We start from the raw sequence: 16,411 nt of genomic DNA on the forward strand, positions 1-16,411 counted from the left end.
AGCGGGGCAGTGACTCCTGCATTTCAGTATCTGATGCAGCGAGGGTGTAGCCTCCCCCCCGCCGTGGGGAGCCATAGGTGAGGACCGGTTGGGACAACATCGGACTATGCGCTCCGATGCAGTGCCAACCGGATCAGGATGCGGTACAGGCCGGAGATCGTTGCTTTCACGGCGTGCGAAGGCGTGTGGACGCAAGTCGTCTGCGTCGGAGTCAATTCACCCGGCGCCCGGCAATCGCACGTCAGGCACAAACCCCATGTAGATAGATACGGTGGCGTTCAGATGAGTGGACCATTGCAAGGCATCCGGGTGATCGAAATGGCAGGCATCGGGCCCGCGCCGTTTTGCGCAATGATGCTCGCGGATATGGGAGCGGAAGTTCTTCGAGTGGACCGGCCGCTATCGAAGCGCGTCGATCTCGACGGCAAGCCGGCCAGCGAGGACGCGTTACGGCACGACGTCCTGGCGCGCGGCAAGCGCACTGTGGCGGTCGATCTGAAAACCGTCGCGGGCGTCGAGGCCGTGCTCGCGCTCGTCGACCAGGCCGACGTTCTGATCGAAGGATTTCGTCCCGGCGTGATGGAGCGGCTCGGGATCGGTCCCGATGTGTGCCTTAAACGCAATCCCAAGCTCGTCTACGGCCGCATGACCGGTTGGGGGCAGAGCGGCCCGCTTGCGCACGCAGCCGGGCACGACCTCAATTACATCGCGCTTACCGGCATGCTCGGCGCAATGGGTCGCGCCGGCGAGCCGCCTGCACCGCCGCTGAACCTCGTCGGCGACTACGGTGGCGGCGCAATGATGCTCGCGTTCGGTCTGGCCTGCGCGTTCGTCGAAGCAGCCCGCAGCGGCGAGGGGCAAGTCGTCGATGCCGCAATGACCGACGGCGCTGCGCTCCTTGGCGCGATGCTCTATGGGATGAAGGCTCAGGGGACATGGAGCGAGGAGCGCGCATCGAATCTGCTGGACGGCGCGGCACCGTTCTACGACTGCTACGAATGTGCGGATGGCAAGTACATCGCGATTGGCTCGATCGAGCCGCAGTTCTATTCGCAACTGCTCGAATGTCTCGATATCGATGCAGCCGAATGCTCGCACCAGCACGACCAGCGTGCGTGGCCCGAGATGAAGCGTCGGTTTGCGAGTATTTTTCTCACTCGCACGCGCGCGCAGTGGACCTCACGCATGGAAGGCACGGATGTCTGCTTCGCGCCGGTGCTCGATATGGACGAGGCCCCTCGACATCCGCACAACGTTGCGCGGGAAACATTCGTCGAAGCGGGCGGCATTCTGCAGCCAGCACCTGCGCCGCGCTTCAGCCGAACTACGCCTTCCGGTCGTCCTGAGCCACACCTCGGCGAGTACGACGTGCGCGATGCGCTTCACGCCTGGCGCTCGACCTCGAGGAGTGCCGGGAACGTGTAGTCATCCTATATTTATTGTTGTCTGCATCAAAGAAGTGGTGTTTCAGACGGCTGCGGCTCAACGCTGGAATACCCGAGCGCGCAGTATGCATGACCTCGATCGCACCGGAATTGCGGCGCCGAGTATCGACAATTCCTGCCTGAGGGGCTCGAGCGCTCTCTCCTCGGCCTGCCAGGTCGAGGTGTCAGGAGGTGCGTACCCCGCTCCGCCATTCGGGAAGATTCAGCCGCGAGCGCAGAACTCGCACGGGGATGGTCGTCCCGGGCCACGCGCGCTACCTCCCTGTTTCAGGGGGCATGCGGCGTGAGGGCGAGTGCATATCATCGGCTGGTGTATTTGAACGATACGGAGTGAGCGAAAGTGAAGGTATTGGTGGCAGTCAAGAGAGTCGTAGACGCAAACGTGAAAGTTGGCGTGAAGTCGGACGGCTCGGGAGTGGATCTCGCGAACGTGAAGATGTCGATGAACCCGTTCGACGAGATCGCCGTGGAAGAAGCGGTGCGTCTGAAAGAAGCGGGCGTGGTGACTGAAGTCATCGCCGTTTCCGCTGGTGTGGCGCAGGCGCAGGAAACGCTGCGCACGGCGCTGGCCATCCGCGCGGATCGCGCAATCCTCATCGAGTCGAATGAAGACCTGCAGCCGCTCGCCGTGGCGAAGCTCCTGAAGGCGCTTGTCGACAAGGAACAGCCGCAACTCGTGATCCTCGGCAAGCAGGCTATCGACGACGATTCGAACCAGACCGGCCAGATGCTCGCAGCCCTCGCGAACCTGCCGCAAGCGACGTTCGCCTCGAAGGTCGTGGTTGCCGACGGCAAGGCGACCGTGTCGCGCGAAGTGGACGGTGGTGCGGAAACGCTGTCGCTGACGCTGCCCGCAGTCGTCACCACCGACCTGCGCCTGAACGAGCCGCGCTACGTCACGCTGCCGAACATCATGAAGGCGAAGAAGAAGCCCCTGGAAACGGTCAAGCCGGAAGACCTGGGCGTCGACGTCACGCCGCGTCTGAAGACGCTGAAGGTTGCCGAACCGCCCAAGCGTAGCGCAGGCGTGAAGGTGCCGGACGTGAAGACGCTGGTCGAGAAGCTGAAGACCGAAGCCAAGGTGCTGTAAGGAGCGAGACGAAAATGACGAATCTGGTGAATCTGGTAATCGCTGAACACGACAATCACTCGATCAAGGCTGCGACGCTGAACACCGTCGCAGCAGCACAGAAGATTGGTGGCGATGTGCACGTGCTGGTCGCAGGCCACAACGCCCAGGCCGCAGCGGACGCAGCCGCGAAGATCGCAGGCGTTGCGAAGGTGCTGCTCGCCGACGCGCCGCAACTCGAACAGGGCCTCGCCGAGAACGTCGAAGCGACGGTCCTGACACTTGTGCAAAATGCGGCGAAGAACTACACGCACATCCTCGCGCCGGCAACGGCAGCGGGCAAGAACGTTACCCCGCGTATCGCCGCGAAGCTCGACGTCGCGCAGATCAGCGACATCACCGCCGTGGATTCGCCGGACACGTTCGAGCGTCCGATCTACGCGGGCAATGCGATCGCGACGGTGCAATCGGTCGATCCGGTCAAGGTCATCACGGTCCGCACGACGGCATTCGACGCAGTCGCGGCCGAAGGCGGCAGCGCAGCGGTTGAAAAGCTCGACGCAGCAGCGGACAGCGGCCTCACGCAGTTCGTCGGCCGTGAAGTCACGAAGCTCGACCGTCCGGAACTCACGAGCGCAAAGATCATCGTTTCGGGTGGTCGCGGTCTGGGCAGCGGCGAGAACTACACGAAGGTTCTGGAGCCGCTCGCCGACAAACTCAACGCCGCACTCGGCGCCTCGCGCGCAGCAGTGGACGCTGGCTACGTGCCGAACGACTATCAGGTCGGTCAGACCGGCAAGATCGTCGCGCCGCAGCTGTACGTGGCAATCGGCATCTCCGGTGCGATCCAGCATCTCGCCGGCATGAAAGACTCGAAGGTCATCGTCGCGATCAACAAGGACGAAGAAGCCCCGATCTTCAGCGTGGCCGACTACGGCCTCGTAGGCGACCTCTTCACCGTCGCTCCCGAACTGGCCGCCGAACTCGATCGGGGCGCCTGATCACCGACAGCATGCCTGCGCGTGACTGAGCAAAGTCGTCTGCTGCCGTCTCGCGCCGATGCGGCACAACCGACGCCGGGCAAAGCACGTCATACATGCTCTATGCTTGTACCGTTAGTATCCGCCACGCTCGTTTGAGTCGTTTGCAACGCGTGGCGGATTCCTTCGCTACCTCGTGCGGCTTCGTCGCGACGAGCTCGCTATGATTCGCCTTCGACGCTCTGCGTGACTCCACAAGTGTAAAAGGCTGGCTGCGACCGCGGACCAGGTCGGCCGCCTTCTCGCCGATCATCATGCTTGGGGGCGTTGGTATTGCCGCCGATCAGCGTAGGCATGATGGACGCGTCTGCCTCGCGCATGTCCGGCGAAGCTAGACGGATCTCGCCGCGGCTATGCTGGCGCAGTACGCAAACGTGGCGGAATAGCCGTCGTCGCGTAGTTTGAGTTCCGAGCGAGGGATCAGCGCGGGCGCGAAATGTAGTTGCAGGTCGGGGATGTTGAGGTCGCGGCTGCGGCAGCCGTTCAACGCGGCATCGGCAGTGTTGCCGCCGTGCCAGGAATGTGCCGGCCCCCCGCGGTCGGCACATTCCTGCAGTACGGCGGTCCATGCACGCTGCCATGCCGGACTGCTCGCACCTCCTTACTGGCCCAGCGGCCTCTGGACGGACAGCTTGGTGGAGACCGATGTCACGCCGGGAACACCCTTCGCGATTTCGGCCAGCTTGCCGATCTGGTCTGCCTCCAGCACGGTGCCGCTAATCGACACGGCGCCGCCATTCGCCTTGACGCTGATACTGCCGGCGTCGATCTCCTTGTGTTTCGCGATGGCTGCGTAGATTTGCTTCTGAAGCGCACGGTTCGCGCGCCGGTCAGCTTTTGTCGTCGTGCCATTGACCGCCATGGTCGCGGAGGCGCCCGATGTTCCCGTTGCGTCACTGGGTTGCGACCACGCCGTGGAAGCGGCAGTTGTCGCGGCCAGGACCATCAATGCGTTCAACCCCGCGTTGAACGTTTTCTTCGCCTTCATCATTTTCTCCCACCTTGTGTGTGTCGAGACATCAGAAGCTGTGACGAATGCCGAGAATGGCAGCCGTAGTCGACTGACCAGGGGCCACCGGCAGGCCATACGCGATCATCTGGACCATGTTTCCCTTGTTATTCACATAGCCGACATCGGCATAGAGTGTCGTTCGTTTGGACAGGCTGTAGTTGGCACCGATGGCAATTTCGTTCGAATGATTGGACGAGTTGTTCCGGTCCTTCACGTAATAATCACCCATGCTTACCCGAAAAAACGGGCTGAATTGATACGCGAGGGCGCCGGAAAAGAGTTCGAGATTGGCCAGGTTCGGGTGTGCGGGATTTTTGGCGATGGCGTACGAGGTCGACACAGACAAGCTCCGGTACGTGTACATCGCACCCAGGTAGTAGAAGCGATTGTTGTCCTGCCCGGTAATTGGCGCAGTGGACAACGTTCCGGCAGGCAGATTGATCGAATACGGATTGGTGTCATGTCCGTTGTAATACACAGCGGCAAGCTGCAACCCATAGTTCGAGTACTGCAGCACGGCCGATTCGCGCGTATTGCCTTGGGGCTGGCCCGCGACGCCACCCGGCGCGAATTCGAGCGCGAGCGAAGCGCCATAAAATTTCGGCGAGTGATAAACGATGGCATTGCTGTCATACAGCGCCCCGATCGGCGCGTTAGTGCTCGCGCCTTGCCAGCCCGCGGCCGTATTCAGGGAGAGCCAGGCCGTGAGGATACTGCCGAAGTACTGCGATCCGCGGGCGTCGGTCTCCGCCATCGCATAGGCCATCGGTATGATCTGCCGCCCAAAATCCAGGCTGCCGAACGGGCCGGAGACACCAACCGAAGCCTGTTGGGCAAAGAGCGCGCTGGCGCCCGCCGAATCGGCCAACTGAAGACTGCCGGTGGTGGCGTTGAAATTCCCCTGTAGCTTGAAGTTGACGTAGTAGCCGCCACCAATATCCTCGGTCCCCTTGAAGCCCAGGAAGCTGCCGTACAGACCGCCGTTCGTGAGGCCAAACGTCGAGCCCATGTTGTGCAGAGCCGCTAGCGGCAAACTCGGCGGGAAGCCCTTCGCCGAGGTGCTTTGATAGGCAAGACCCATGTCGATCGACCCATACAGCGCCACCGACGATTGCGCATTCGCTGCACTGGCGAAAACGAAACATGCCAACGCACTGCTTACCTTCAACTTCATTCTCATTCTGTCTCCTCTGTATTGGCGATATCCGGCCTGATTCGGCTTCTCGCTATTTTTCGAATGAAACTGAGCCGATTGTCTCTATCGGTATTTGGTTTGATAAGCATTACTGATCTACATAGCCTTTAGTTGAAACCTCCTTTCCTGGTAGTCTTTTTTCAGGAAGCCGATGTGCCAGTTCTTTGTTCTCTCAGGTTCATTGGCAGTGCCCGGGCTTCACCTTTCGGCTTTCAGCTTTCCGACCCCGCCTCTTCATGTTGGGCACGTTCGTATCATCCCAGGCGAGAAGTGGCGCGGATCGTTCAGGCGGGGTAAGCCATTACCAGCGAGCATCGCTTCGTTTCCCGTTTGCGCTTATGGCGCGGGCGATACACGATGTGGTACGTCGATACTAGGCGCACAGAAAAGTTGCCCCCCCTCCCTGTGATGGGGAGGGGAGCGGGTGAAATGCACTTGAGTTCAGCTGATGGTTCTTCATCGTCGAAACGTTCGAGTTCGCTGTGAGGACTGTGACTTGGCACGACCGCTTGAATGCGCTCGACTCGAATGTCTCGCATGGCTGGATCGTACGTAGCAGAGAACACCGCACGCCGATACCTGGAACCAGCAGGTCGGTTCGTGAACGAAGGAGAGTGTGATGCGCACACATCAGATTGAGATAGCGCATGCCGCCGAGTTCTTGCTGGCACTGCTGCCAGCGCACGGCCGCCCACCGGGCGACCCGGTGTCTCCCTGGGGCGCACACTTGGCGTATCTCTGGACTGCGCGCGCTGGATCGCGTGAATTTGATGCTATGCCGCTGCCGCGCCTGCATTTCCAGTAGCAAGGCGAGGTAGAACCGTCGCGGGGCGTGCATTTAGCGCCTCGATCGGTCTGCAGCGGCGAGCAAACGCATGAGCCTCGCGGGCGATCGACACTCGCTATTCAACGTGGTCAGTTCACGGAGTTCGAGGGGCGAATGAACTCGCTGACGACAAGCCCGAACCAGGGGCATGGACATCGTTCTGGCAGCGCCAATGCCGGTGCGGATGACGATTGATCAGGAACCGGTGGACCCAACTGTGGGAGGCGCAGACCAGCGGCCTGGAAGGTCCGGCGATGGCGCGCGTTCGGTCACTGCCCGGCGCTCACGCGCCAGGCACCGATGGCCGTGCGCAGATGACGAGTCTGCTCCTCGAGCGATGCGGCGGCGGCAGCAGCCTCTTCGACAAGCGCGGCGTTCTGCTGCGTAACCTCATCCATCTGCACGACAGCGCGGTTGATTTGCGCAATCCCGCCCGACTGTTCTTCGGAGGCTGCACTGATCTCACCGATGATGTTAGTTACCCGACGCACGGCATGAACAATTTCGCCCATCGTCGTACCGGCGCACCCGACAAGCGCCGAGCCGCTTTGGACCTTGGCCGCGGAATCGTCGATGAGCGTCTTGATCTCCCGGGCCGCGTTTGCACTGCGTTGCGCGAGAACGCGCACTTCGGCCGCCACCACCGCGAAGCCTCGACCCTGCTCTCCGGCCCGGGCGGCTTCGACCGCTGCGTTCAGCGCGAGAATGTTGGTCTGGAACGCAATGCTTTCGATGACACCGATGATGTCGACGACTTTGCTCGAACTCGTGGCGATCTCCTTCATTGTCGAGACGACCTTGTCCACCACCTCGCCGCCGCGTGACGCGATATCCGATGCGTTGAGCGCTAACTGGGCGGCCTGGCGCGCATTTTCAGCGTTCAACTGCACCGTGCCGGTGAGCTCATTCATGCTCGAAGCGGTGTTTTGCAGCGAGGCCGCCTGCTGCTCGGTGCGTTGCGAGAGATCGGTGTTGCCGATCGCGATTTCCCGCGCGCCAGTGTCGATAGATTCCGTGCTCGCGCGGACCGACTCGACCATCGTCACAAGGCTGCCCTGCATTCGCTTGATCCATGCGAACAGGTGGCCGACCTCGTTGTCGCCCGTAATCACCATCGACTGCGTGAGGTCGCCTCCCGCAATGCGCTCGAAGCACCGGGCTGCCTCCTCAAGCGGCCGAACGAAGAGGCGGCTGATGGCGAAGCGTGCGAGCACAACGATCAGCACGGCCAGCAACGTAACGGCGACGATCAGGGCGGTCATCAGGCTGAGGTTCGACAGTGCCTTGCCGTTTGCGGCAACGGCGCCTTGCTGCATGGCTTTGGCGATTTTGGCGGAAGCGCCGGAGTACGCAGCGAACATCGGTGCGACCTTGGTGTCGGCAAGCGCACCGAACGCCGACAGGTCGTTCGCGCCGAGCGCCGCGAGTTCTGGCTCGACGCCTTCGCGAATGAGCGCATCGTGACGCGCGAGAAGGTCATCGATCGTGGCCGCGTCAACGCCGGGTTTGGGTGCGCCCGCAAAGCGCTGCCATTGCTGTTCGGACAAGGCGAATATGCTTAGTGCGCGGGTGTATATCTGCTTCGCCTCGTCCGTTTTGCCTTGCGCGGTCAGCGTGACGTAATGGTTGATGCCCAGGTGCGCCAGCAGCAAGCCGGAGGTGGAATCGTCAAGCGATTTGATCGCAACCATGTCCCCACCCACGATCGCCTCGAGCGAGCGACTCGCGCCATTCAACGCGGTGAGAGCAAGCGTACCGACCGCCACGCTCAGTGCAGCCAGGATGACGACCATCGCTGTGAGCGACTTGCGAATCGACCATTTACCCATCATTTTTCTCCTTTTTTATTTGGTACCCCGCTGGCCAGTGCCCGGATCGGACGCCGTGCGCTTCTCCGGCGGCCAGACAACGCGTGCAGCCTCGCCATCCGCGCGGTAGGCGTAGCAGGTATCGATGACCCGCGGCTTCGGTATCGTGGTCATTTCGGCGACTTCGCGCAGGCGCTCCGCGGTTTGCATGCGGCCGAAGCTTGCCTGCATCACAGTGGTGGCCAGCGGGCCGAGCAGATCGGAGAGATGTGTGCAGCCATTCACGCCGCCAATGAGAGATCTGGCGCGTTCCTTGAATCTTGGAGCGATGCGCAAGCCGGCGAGCGCGGCATAGGCCGGATTGATGTCGCGGCAATATGGTGTGGGCGCGGCCTCCGAGCGCGCCTCGACGTGCTCGATCACGAAGTCAGCGCTGACACGCATGGTGATACGCATGTCGTGGAAAATTTCTCCTGCCTCGACAGTTCGAAACGGCAGCACGGCCACAGCCGATTTGCAGTCGACCATGCGCGCCTCAATCTCGTAGCTGCCGTTGCTGCTTTCATAGACATCGCATGTAATTTGCCGCGTATGCAGCGGCTTGCGCGCCGGTCCATTTGCGTGGTCGTTCGTCGACATACTCGTTCCCTCGTCAGATGCGATGCGTCGTTCTGGTCAGTGCGTCGGACGCTTTATTTCGTGAGGTCGCGACGTTCGAATATCACGATGGTCTCCGGGCAGACCAACTCACACCCCACCCCGTAGCGGGGGGTTATGTCTTGCTACAAGGGCTGTCACAGTCTCCGCGAGTGAAAGTTCGGGGACAGGTAGCTGATTTCCCCTATTGCCATGACGCGAGCGCGAAGGCTGGAGATTGCTCATCTACAGGCGGAAACCGGCAATTGGGGCCAGCCCGTCGCAGCGAAATTCAAAGCCGTCCGAGCACCAGCCCATGTTGCTTTTTTCGACCGTGACCTTACACGTCATGGACTCCTGTCAAATCCTCCGGTATCGCATTTGCGGCGGACCCAATCTATTCCAGATCAGACGACTCCGTTTGATTTGCCGTCATACCCGGCTCAGTTCGAGCACACACACCATGAACCATAAACCAATCAAGTCACTGCTAATTGCTAACCGGTCGGAAATCGCAATCCGTGTGATGCGCGCCGCCGCCGAGATGGACATTAGGACAGTGGCCATTTATTCGAAGGAAGACCGTCTCGCGCTTCATCGGTTTAAAGCCGACGCGAGCTACGTGGTAGGCGAGGGCAAGAAGCCTCTTGCTGCCTACCTCGACATCGAGGATGTTCTGCGCATCGCCAGAGAAGCCGACGTCGATGCCGTCCATCCTGGCTACGGCTTCCTCTCTGAGAATCCGGATTTCGCGCAGGCCGTGATCGATGCGGGCATGCGCTGGATCGGACCGACGCCCGAAGTGATGCGCATGCTTGGCAACAAGGTGGCGGCGCGCAACGCGGCAATCGCCGCGGGCGTGCCGGTGATGCCGGCAACAGATCCGCTGCCGGCAGATCTCGACGTGTGCAAGCGCCTCGCGGCCGGCATCGGCTACCCGTTGATGCTCAAGGCGAGCTGGGGCGGTGGTGGCCGGGGCATGCGCGTGCTGGAGAGCGAGGAGGATCTCGATGCTTCGATTTCGGCAGCTCGCCGCGAAGCACTCGCCGCATTCGGCAACGACGAGGTCTACCTCGAGAAGCTCGTGCGCAAGGCGCGTCACGTTGAGGTGCAGGTGCTAGGCGATTCGCACGGCAACATCGTGCATCTGTACGAACGCGATTGCACGGTGCAGCGTCGCAACCAGAAGGTCGTTGAGCGCGCGCCCGCGCCGTACCTGGATCACGCGGGCCGCGCCGAACTCTGTGAGGCGGCGCTGCGCCTCATGCGCGCGGTGGGCTACACGCATGCGGGCACGGTGGAGTTCCTGATGGATGCGGACACCGGGCGGTTCTACTTCATCGAAGTCAACCCACGTATTCAGGTCGAGCACACGGTGACCGAAATGATCACGGGCGTCGACATCGTGAAGGCACAGATCAGGATCACCGAGGGCGGCCGCATCGGCCTTGCCGAAGACGTCGTGCACGAGAGCGGCGACATCGTCGGGCGCGCAGCGGGTGTGCCCGCGCAGGCCTCGATTCCCTTGAATGGCCACGCGCTGCAATGCCGGATCACGACCGAGGATCCCGACAACGGGTTTCTGCCCGATTATGGGCAGCTGACGGCATACCGCAGCGCATCGGGTTTCGGTGTCCGGCTCGACGCCGGGACGGCATACGGCGGCGCGGTCATCACGCCGTACTACGATTCCCTTCTGGTCAAGGTAACGACATGGGCGCCGACGTCGGGCGAAACGATTCGCCGAATGGACCGCGCGCTGCGTGAATTCCGTATTCGCGGTGTCGCGTCGAATCTGCAGTTTCTCGAGAACGTCATTAACCATCCAGCATTCGGCAAGGGGGAGGTGACGACCCGCTTCATCGACCTCACGCCTGAACTGCTCGCCGTGACAAAGCGGCGCGACCGCGCCACCAAGCTGCTGCGCTATCTCGGCGAAACATGCGTGAACGGTCATCCGGAGATGATGGGCCGCTCGCTGCCGGCCCTGCCACTGCCAAAGCCCTTGCTGCCCGTGGTCGATACGTCGAAACCGTTGCTCGTGGGCACGCGCGATCGTCTACGCGATCTCGGCGCAGACGGATTCGCGCAATGGATGCTGGACCAGAAGCGTGTGCTCCTGACAGACACAACGATGCGAGACGCGCATCAGTCTTTGTTCGCAACGCGCATGCGCACAGCCGACATGTTGCCGATCGCACCGTTCTACGCGCGCGAACTCTCGCAGCTCTTTTCGATGGAGTGCTGGGGCGGCGCGACCTTCGACGTGGCGTTGCGCTTTCTGAATGAGGATCCGTGGCAACGTCTCGCGCAACTGCGCGAGCGCGTGCCGAATGTTCTTTTCCAGATGCTGCTGCGCGGCTCCAATGCGGTCGGCTACACGAACTACGCGGACAACGTCGTGCGCTTCTTCGTGCAGCAGGCCGCCAGTGCGGGCGTCGACGTGTTCCGCGTGTTCGATTCGCTGAACTGGGTGCGCAATATGCGCGTGGCGATCGACGCGGTACGTGAAAGCGGCGTGCTGTGCGAGGGCGCGATCTGCTACACCGGCGATCTCTTCGACGTCGCCCGTTCGAAGTACGACCTCAAGTATTACGTCGGAATTGCGCGCGAACTCCAGCAGGCTGGCGTGCACATCCTGGGCATTAAGGACATGGCGGGCATTTGCCGCCCGCGTGCCGCAGCGGCGCTCGTGAAGGCGCTCAAGGAGGAAACCGGTCTGCCGGTTCACTTCCATACGCACGACACGAGCGGCATCTCGGCGGCTGCGGCGCTCGCTGCCATCGAGGCGGGGTGCGACGCCGTCGACGGCGCGCTCGATGCGATGAGCGGTCTCACGTCGCAGCCGAATCTCTCGAGCATTGTGGCGGCGCTGGCCGGCACCGAACGTGATCCGGGCTTGAGCCTCGAGCGTCTGCATGAAGCCTCCACGTACTGGGAAGGCGTGCGCCGCAACTACGCGCCGTTCGAATCGGACATCCGCGCCGGCACGGCAGATGTCTATCGTCATGAAATGCCGGGCGGCCAATACACGAATCTGCGTGAGCAAGCGCGCTCGCTCGGCATCGAGCATCGCTGGACCGAGGTATCGCGCGCGTATGCGGACGTCAACCGGATGTTCGGCGATATCGTCAAGGTCACGCCCACTTCGAAGGTGGTGGGCGACATGGCGCTCATGATGGTGGCGAACGATTTGAGCGCAGCCGAGGTGTGCGATCCGGCGAAGGAGGTCGCGTTCCCAGAGTCGGTCGTGTCGCTGTTCAAGGGCGAACTGGGTTTCCCGCCTGATGGCTTTCCCAAGGCGCTGTCGCGCAAGGTGTTGCGTGGCGAGCCGCCGGCGCCGTTCCGGCCGGGCGACGAGATTGCGCGGGTCGATCTGGATGCCGCGCGCGCGAAGGGAGAAGCGGCGTGCGAGCATCCATTGGACGACCAGCAACTCGCTTCGTATCTGATGTATCCGAAGCAGACGGCCGATTACTATGCGCACTTGCGTGCGTACAGCGACACGTCGGTCTTGCCCACGCCGGCTTACTTCTATGGCCTGCAACCGCAGGAAGAGGTTGCAGTCGATATCGATGCGGGCAAAACCCTGCTCGTCTCGCTGCAGGGCCAACATGCGGACGTCAATGAAGGCATGGTGAAAGTGCAGTTCGAGCTGAACGGTCAGTCGCGCACGGCCGTCGTGGAGCAGCGCAGTACTGTCCAGGCATCGACGGTGCGGAAGGGGCGCCCAGTCGCCGACCCTGCAAATCCGTTGCACGTTTCTGCACCGATGCCGGGTTCGATCGTGAGCGTTGCGGTACAGCCCGGGCAGCGCGTGAGCGCAGGCAGCACGCTGCTTGCAATTGAGGCCATGAAAATGGAGACGCACATTGCCGCCGAACGCGACGGCGTGATCGGGGCGGTGCACGTGCGATCCGGCGATCGCGTAGCGGCGAAGGATTTGCTCATTGAGCTCGACTTGCCGAACGGTTGAGAGCGATCGCGCATGCCCTGTGAGGGGAGACTAACGGGCATGCGCCCCAACTTGGGAGGATCGTACTTATCATGCAGCATCTGGGAATCGCGACGCGCAAGAATAGCCACTAACTCCGGCCTGGAAGCGCCACGCGGGCTAATTATGGGTGTGTCGCCGCTACTGATTTCGCTGTGTGGGTAGGATAATGGGTACGTCGTGGCCTGAATGTGTGGAATCCAAACCTGGCGCGGCGTTCCGGGCGATCGTTGGAGTTGGCTGCCTTCCGCCAGTGGGCCTCTCAGCCGCTTCCACGCACCTCCTCCTGACTGCATCCGGCCGCAGTCGACCCGTTGCCGTCATTTATCTCGTCTCGACAGATGCGACCGTTCTGGAAGCACCAACGGCCATTCGTCTATCGCGCTGGCTAGTTCTTCACGTGGCATCGTTTCCCTTTGCGCGGACGTGTCGGCACGTTCGTCAAGGGTAAAGCCGGATCCCGTGAGTGACAGAATGATAAATAATGGTGACAAAATGATAAATCTGAAAAAGGCATAGTCCTTAAAGTGTTTCCAACGGATTCGCCACTGTGCGAAGGACGATCACTCACGTTGGAGACACACAATGAATTTTCTTGACGACAACCTTTTCCCGGAAAACCAGGAAAAGCTCGTGATCCAGGTGGCCCCCTACGGCCCACAATGGCTTCCGAGCGACTCGGACGATATTCCCGTCAGCATGGACGCTCAGATCCAGAAGGCCGTGGACTGCTACAACGCTGGCGCCACAGTGCTTCACGTCCACGTGCGTGAGGAAGACGGCAAGGGTTCGAAGCGGCTGTCGAAATTCAACGAAATGCTGGGTCTGCTGCGCGAAGCTGTGCCCGATATGGTGCTGCAGGTTGGCGGGTCGATCTCGTTCGCGCCGGAAGGCGAGGGACAGGAGGCGCAATGGCTCGACTACGATACGCGCCATATGCTCGCGGAGCTCGATCCGAAACCCGACCAGGTCACCATCACGATCAACTCCAGCCAGATGAACATCTGCGAGCTGCTAACCGCAGATGACGTCGCCGGTACGATCCTGGAGAAGCCGGAATATTTCAACGCCTACTCAGAAATGGTGGTCGACGCAAAACCGTCGTTTTTCATCGAGCATCTTCGCCGCCTTCATCGTTCCCGCATCCAGCCGCATTTCATGCTCGGTCACGTGCATCAGCTTGAAAGCGTCGAGCGTCTGATTCGCCGCGGCCTGTACACCGGTCCTCTGATCCTCAACTACGTCGCAATTGGCGGTGGCGCTGCAGGGCTGCATCCGGCCGACCTGATCGAGTTCGCGCGCCGCACGCCCGATGGTGCGGTACTCACCATCGAGAGCGCCATGCGTGCCGTGCTGCCGATGAACGCCATTGCCATCGCGATGGGGCTGCATGTTCGCGTAGGCATCGAAGACAACCTCTGGGGCCGCAAGGGCGAGCGCATGACGTCGGTGCAGCAGATCGAGCAGACGGTGCGGCTCGCGCGCGAACTGGGCCGTGACATCGCGACCGGCGCGGACGCGAAGCGCATCTACCGCATCGGCGAATGGTACGACAGCGCCGACGAAACCATTGCGGCGCTCGGCATGGCGCCCAACCGAAAGCCGGCGCAGCGCGGCTTCACCGTGCCAGGCCATGCCTGAGCGCGTGCGTATTGATCCTTCGCGAGTTGAAAGCATGGTCATGAAATTACGGAACAAGGTAGCACTGGTGACGGGTGTTGGCCCTGGTCTCGGTCTTGCGTGTGCGGTGGCACTCGCGGACGAAGGCGCACATGTCATCGTATGCGATATCGACGAGAACGCGATTGACGCGGCCCACAAGGCGGTCACGTCACGCGGCGCACAGTGCCTGGCAGTGCGATGTGATGTATCGTCGAGCGAGGAGGTAAGCCACCTCTTCGCGCAGATCGTCGCGCGCTTCGGCACGCTGCACATTCTCGTCAACAACGCCGCGCTCACGCCGAATCGACCGATCGACACCGAGCGCCGCAACAAGCTCTATGCCTACATGCAGACGCCCATGCCGCGCCAGTCGCTGGGCTTCACGAGCGAGATCAGCGACGAGGAGTGGCACCGCTACTGGGGCGTCAACGTCCACGGCGTGTTCTATTGCACGCGCGAGGCGTTGAAGCTGATGGAGCCGCAACGCGACGGCAAGATCATCAACATCGCGTCGATTGCCGGACTGTCGACGCGCAGCGCCCATAGCCCGCACTACTGCGCGACGAAAGGTGCGGTGATCGCCTTCACGCGCTCGGTGGCGTTCGAGGTCGCGGGCGCCAACATCTTCGTGAATGCCATGGCGCCCGGCGGCGTCGCCACGCCGGCCTTCAACGACTATCTCGACAGGATAGGCGAGGACGGCCGCAACCGGCTGTGGCAGAACTGCCCTCTGGGTCGTTTCGGCACCGTCGAGGAGTACGCGTCCACGGTCGTATATCTCGCGGGCGAACACTATCTGGTCGGTCAGATCATCAGCCCCAATGGCGGCTCGGTGATCTGAATCTGTCAACACTCTATTCGACACGCTATGGAAAAGTCACAAGGCACGCCTCACTACGATGCGATGCGGGCGGCGGGCCTCGCCGATGCCGCGCTCGATCCGCTCGCGCAGTGGGACCCCGCGTGGATCGAATCGCTCATGGCATTGAGCGTGGACACGCAAACGAACGATGTGCTGGACCCGAAGCTCGTCGCGTTGATCCGCCTGAACATCGACGTCACGGCCACGCACCTGTATGCGCCCGGCGTGCGGCGGCATGTGCGCGCGGCATTGAAGCTTGGCGTGACGCGCGCACAAATCCTTGAGGTGTTCAAGCTCGCGAGCGTAGTGGGCATCCATGCCTGCGCGCTCGGCGTGCCGATTCTCGAAGAAGAACTGGCCCAGGCGGGCTTGCCCGACGAGCCCGCGCCGCTCGCCTATACGCCGGTGTGCGACCGGGTGCGCGAGAGCGGCATGTTCAATCCTCTCTGGGAAACGATTTATCGTTGGGACCCGCAGTACCTGGAGAAATTTCTGGCGATGGGTCTTGGACTCTGGCGCGACAACATCCTTCCGCCGTTGTGGATTGAATTGCTTTGCATTGCAGGCGACGCGGCAGTCACCCACCTCTATTCGCACGGCACGCAGCGGCACATCAAGGCGGCGCTGGAACTGGGCGCCACACGCGGGCAGATTCTCGAAGTGCTGAAGATCGTCAGCCTGCAGGGTATCGAAGCCTGCGAGCTTGCCGTGCCGTTGCTCGACGCCGAATGCATGGAGCACGCGCGCGCAAGGCGCTGATTGTTTGAATGGGCCGTGCCTCCCGCACGACACGTCGGCAAGAACGTGCGTGCGGGACTTCAATTCTCGCGGCGCATTGCCGTCGCCCCATAGCTGTAGTCGG

Annotated in this window: 11 protein-coding genes; 7 read left to right on the plus strand and 4 right to left on the minus strand. The window is 61.8% G+C overall.

The window, feature by feature from the left end; all coding sequences use genetic code 11:
- Window positions 1–282: 282 nt before the first annotated feature.
- The 3 genes from U5A57_RS34470 (at window position 283) to U5A57_RS34480 (ending at window position 3,515) form a co-directional block, all read left to right on the plus strand.
- The gene (locus U5A57_RS34470) at window positions 283–1,425 is read left to right on the plus strand and encodes a CaiB/BaiF CoA-transferase family protein (protein WP_321916141.1); all 1,143 of its coding nucleotides are present in this window, start codon (window positions 283–285) and stop codon (window positions 1,423–1,425) included.
- 360 nt (window positions 1,426–1,785) lie between these two features.
- A complete protein-coding gene (locus U5A57_RS34475; protein WP_321916142.1) occupies window positions 1,786–2,535 on the plus strand; it encodes an electron transfer flavoprotein subunit beta/FixA family protein in 750 nt (249 codons plus the stop codon).
- 23 nt (window positions 2,536–2,558) lie between these two features.
- The gene (locus U5A57_RS34480) at window positions 2,559–3,515 is read left to right on the plus strand and encodes an electron transfer flavoprotein subunit alpha/FixB family protein (RefSeq protein ID WP_321916164.1); all 957 of its coding nucleotides are present in this window, start codon (window positions 2,559–2,561) and stop codon (window positions 3,513–3,515) included.
- A 640-nt stretch (window positions 3,516–4,155) separates the two neighbouring features.
- Here the strand turns inward: U5A57_RS34480 and U5A57_RS34485 are convergent.
- From U5A57_RS34485 to U5A57_RS34500, 4 genes are all read right to left on the minus strand, one after another.
- Entirely contained in the window at window positions 4,156–4,545 is a 390-nt protein-coding gene (locus tag U5A57_RS34485; protein WP_321916143.1) for a BON domain-containing protein, read from the minus strand.
- A gap of 28 nt (window positions 4,546–4,573) precedes the next feature.
- On the minus strand, window positions 4,574–5,740 hold the full coding sequence (locus U5A57_RS34490; protein WP_321916144.1) for a porin: 1,167 nt from the start codon (window positions 5,738–5,740) through the stop codon (window positions 4,574–4,576).
- Between the two features lie 1,116 nt (window positions 5,741–6,856).
- Window positions 6,857–8,419 carry a methyl-accepting chemotaxis protein gene (locus tag U5A57_RS34495; protein ID WP_321916145.1) on the minus strand — a complete coding sequence of 521 codons (1,563 nt, stop codon included), beginning with the start codon at window positions 8,417–8,419 and terminating at the stop codon, window positions 6,857–6,859.
- Between the two features lie 12 nt (window positions 8,420–8,431).
- Window positions 8,432–9,034, minus strand: coding sequence for a DUF2889 domain-containing protein (locus tag U5A57_RS34500; RefSeq protein WP_321916146.1), 603 nt, complete (start codon window positions 9,032–9,034; stop codon window positions 8,432–8,434).
- A 460-nt stretch (window positions 9,035–9,494) separates the two neighbouring features.
- Between U5A57_RS34500 and U5A57_RS34505 the strand changes: the two genes are divergently transcribed.
- From U5A57_RS34505 to U5A57_RS34520, 4 genes are all read left to right on the plus strand, one after another.
- A complete protein-coding gene (locus U5A57_RS34505; protein ID WP_321916147.1) occupies window positions 9,495–13,007 on the plus strand; it encodes a pyruvate carboxylase in 3,513 nt (1,170 codons plus the stop codon).
- 603 nt (window positions 13,008–13,610) lie between these two features.
- Entirely contained in the window at window positions 13,611–14,666 is a 1,056-nt protein-coding gene (locus U5A57_RS34510) for a 3-keto-5-aminohexanoate cleavage protein (RefSeq protein WP_321916148.1), read from the plus strand.
- 40 nt (window positions 14,667–14,706) lie between these two features.
- Window positions 14,707–15,528, plus strand: a complete 822-nt coding sequence (locus U5A57_RS34515) for an SDR family NAD(P)-dependent oxidoreductase (protein WP_321916149.1) — start codon at window positions 14,707–14,709, stop codon at window positions 15,526–15,528.
- A 27-nt stretch (window positions 15,529–15,555) separates the two neighbouring features.
- Window positions 15,556–16,308, plus strand: a complete 753-nt coding sequence (locus tag U5A57_RS34520) for a carboxymuconolactone decarboxylase family protein (RefSeq protein WP_321916150.1) — start codon at window positions 15,556–15,558, stop codon at window positions 16,306–16,308.
- Window positions 16,309–16,411: the final 103 nt, after the last annotated feature.

Origin of the sequence: Paraburkholderia sp. J11-2 (assembly GCF_905220185.1) — a bacterium.
Classification (GTDB): domain Bacteria; phylum Pseudomonadota; class Gammaproteobacteria; order Burkholderiales; family Burkholderiaceae; genus Paraburkholderia.

Bases quoted from the DNA above. Each gene is read 5' to 3' on its own strand.
- U5A57_RS34470 (WP_321916141.1), top strand. From the start codon at position 283: ATGAGTGGACCATTGCAAGGCATCCGGGTGATCGAAATGGCAGGCATC.
- U5A57_RS34505 (WP_321916147.1), top strand. From the start codon at position 9,495: ATGAACCATAAACCAATCAAGTCACTGCTAATTGCTAACCGGTCGGAA.
- U5A57_RS34485 (WP_321916143.1), bottom strand. From the start codon at position 4,545: ATGATGAAGGCGAAGAAAACGTTCAACGCGGGGTTGAACGCATTGATG.
- U5A57_RS34520 (WP_321916150.1), top strand. From the start codon at position 15,556: ATGGAAAAGTCACAAGGCACGCCTCACTACGATGCGATGCGGGCGGCG.
- U5A57_RS34490 (WP_321916144.1), bottom strand. From the start codon at position 5,740: ATGAAGTTGAAGGTAAGCAGTGCGTTGGCATGTTTCGTTTTCGCCAGT.
- U5A57_RS34495 (WP_321916145.1), bottom strand. From the start codon at position 8,419: ATGATGGGTAAATGGTCGATTCGCAAGTCGCTCACAGCGATGGTCGTC.
- U5A57_RS34510 (WP_321916148.1), top strand. From the start codon at position 13,611: ATGAATTTTCTTGACGACAACCTTTTCCCGGAAAACCAGGAAAAGCTC.
- U5A57_RS34500 (WP_321916146.1), bottom strand. From the start codon at position 9,034: ATGTCGACGAACGACCACGCAAATGGACCGGCGCGCAAGCCGCTGCAT.
- U5A57_RS34515 (WP_321916149.1), top strand. From the start codon at position 14,707: ATGAAATTACGGAACAAGGTAGCACTGGTGACGGGTGTTGGCCCTGGT.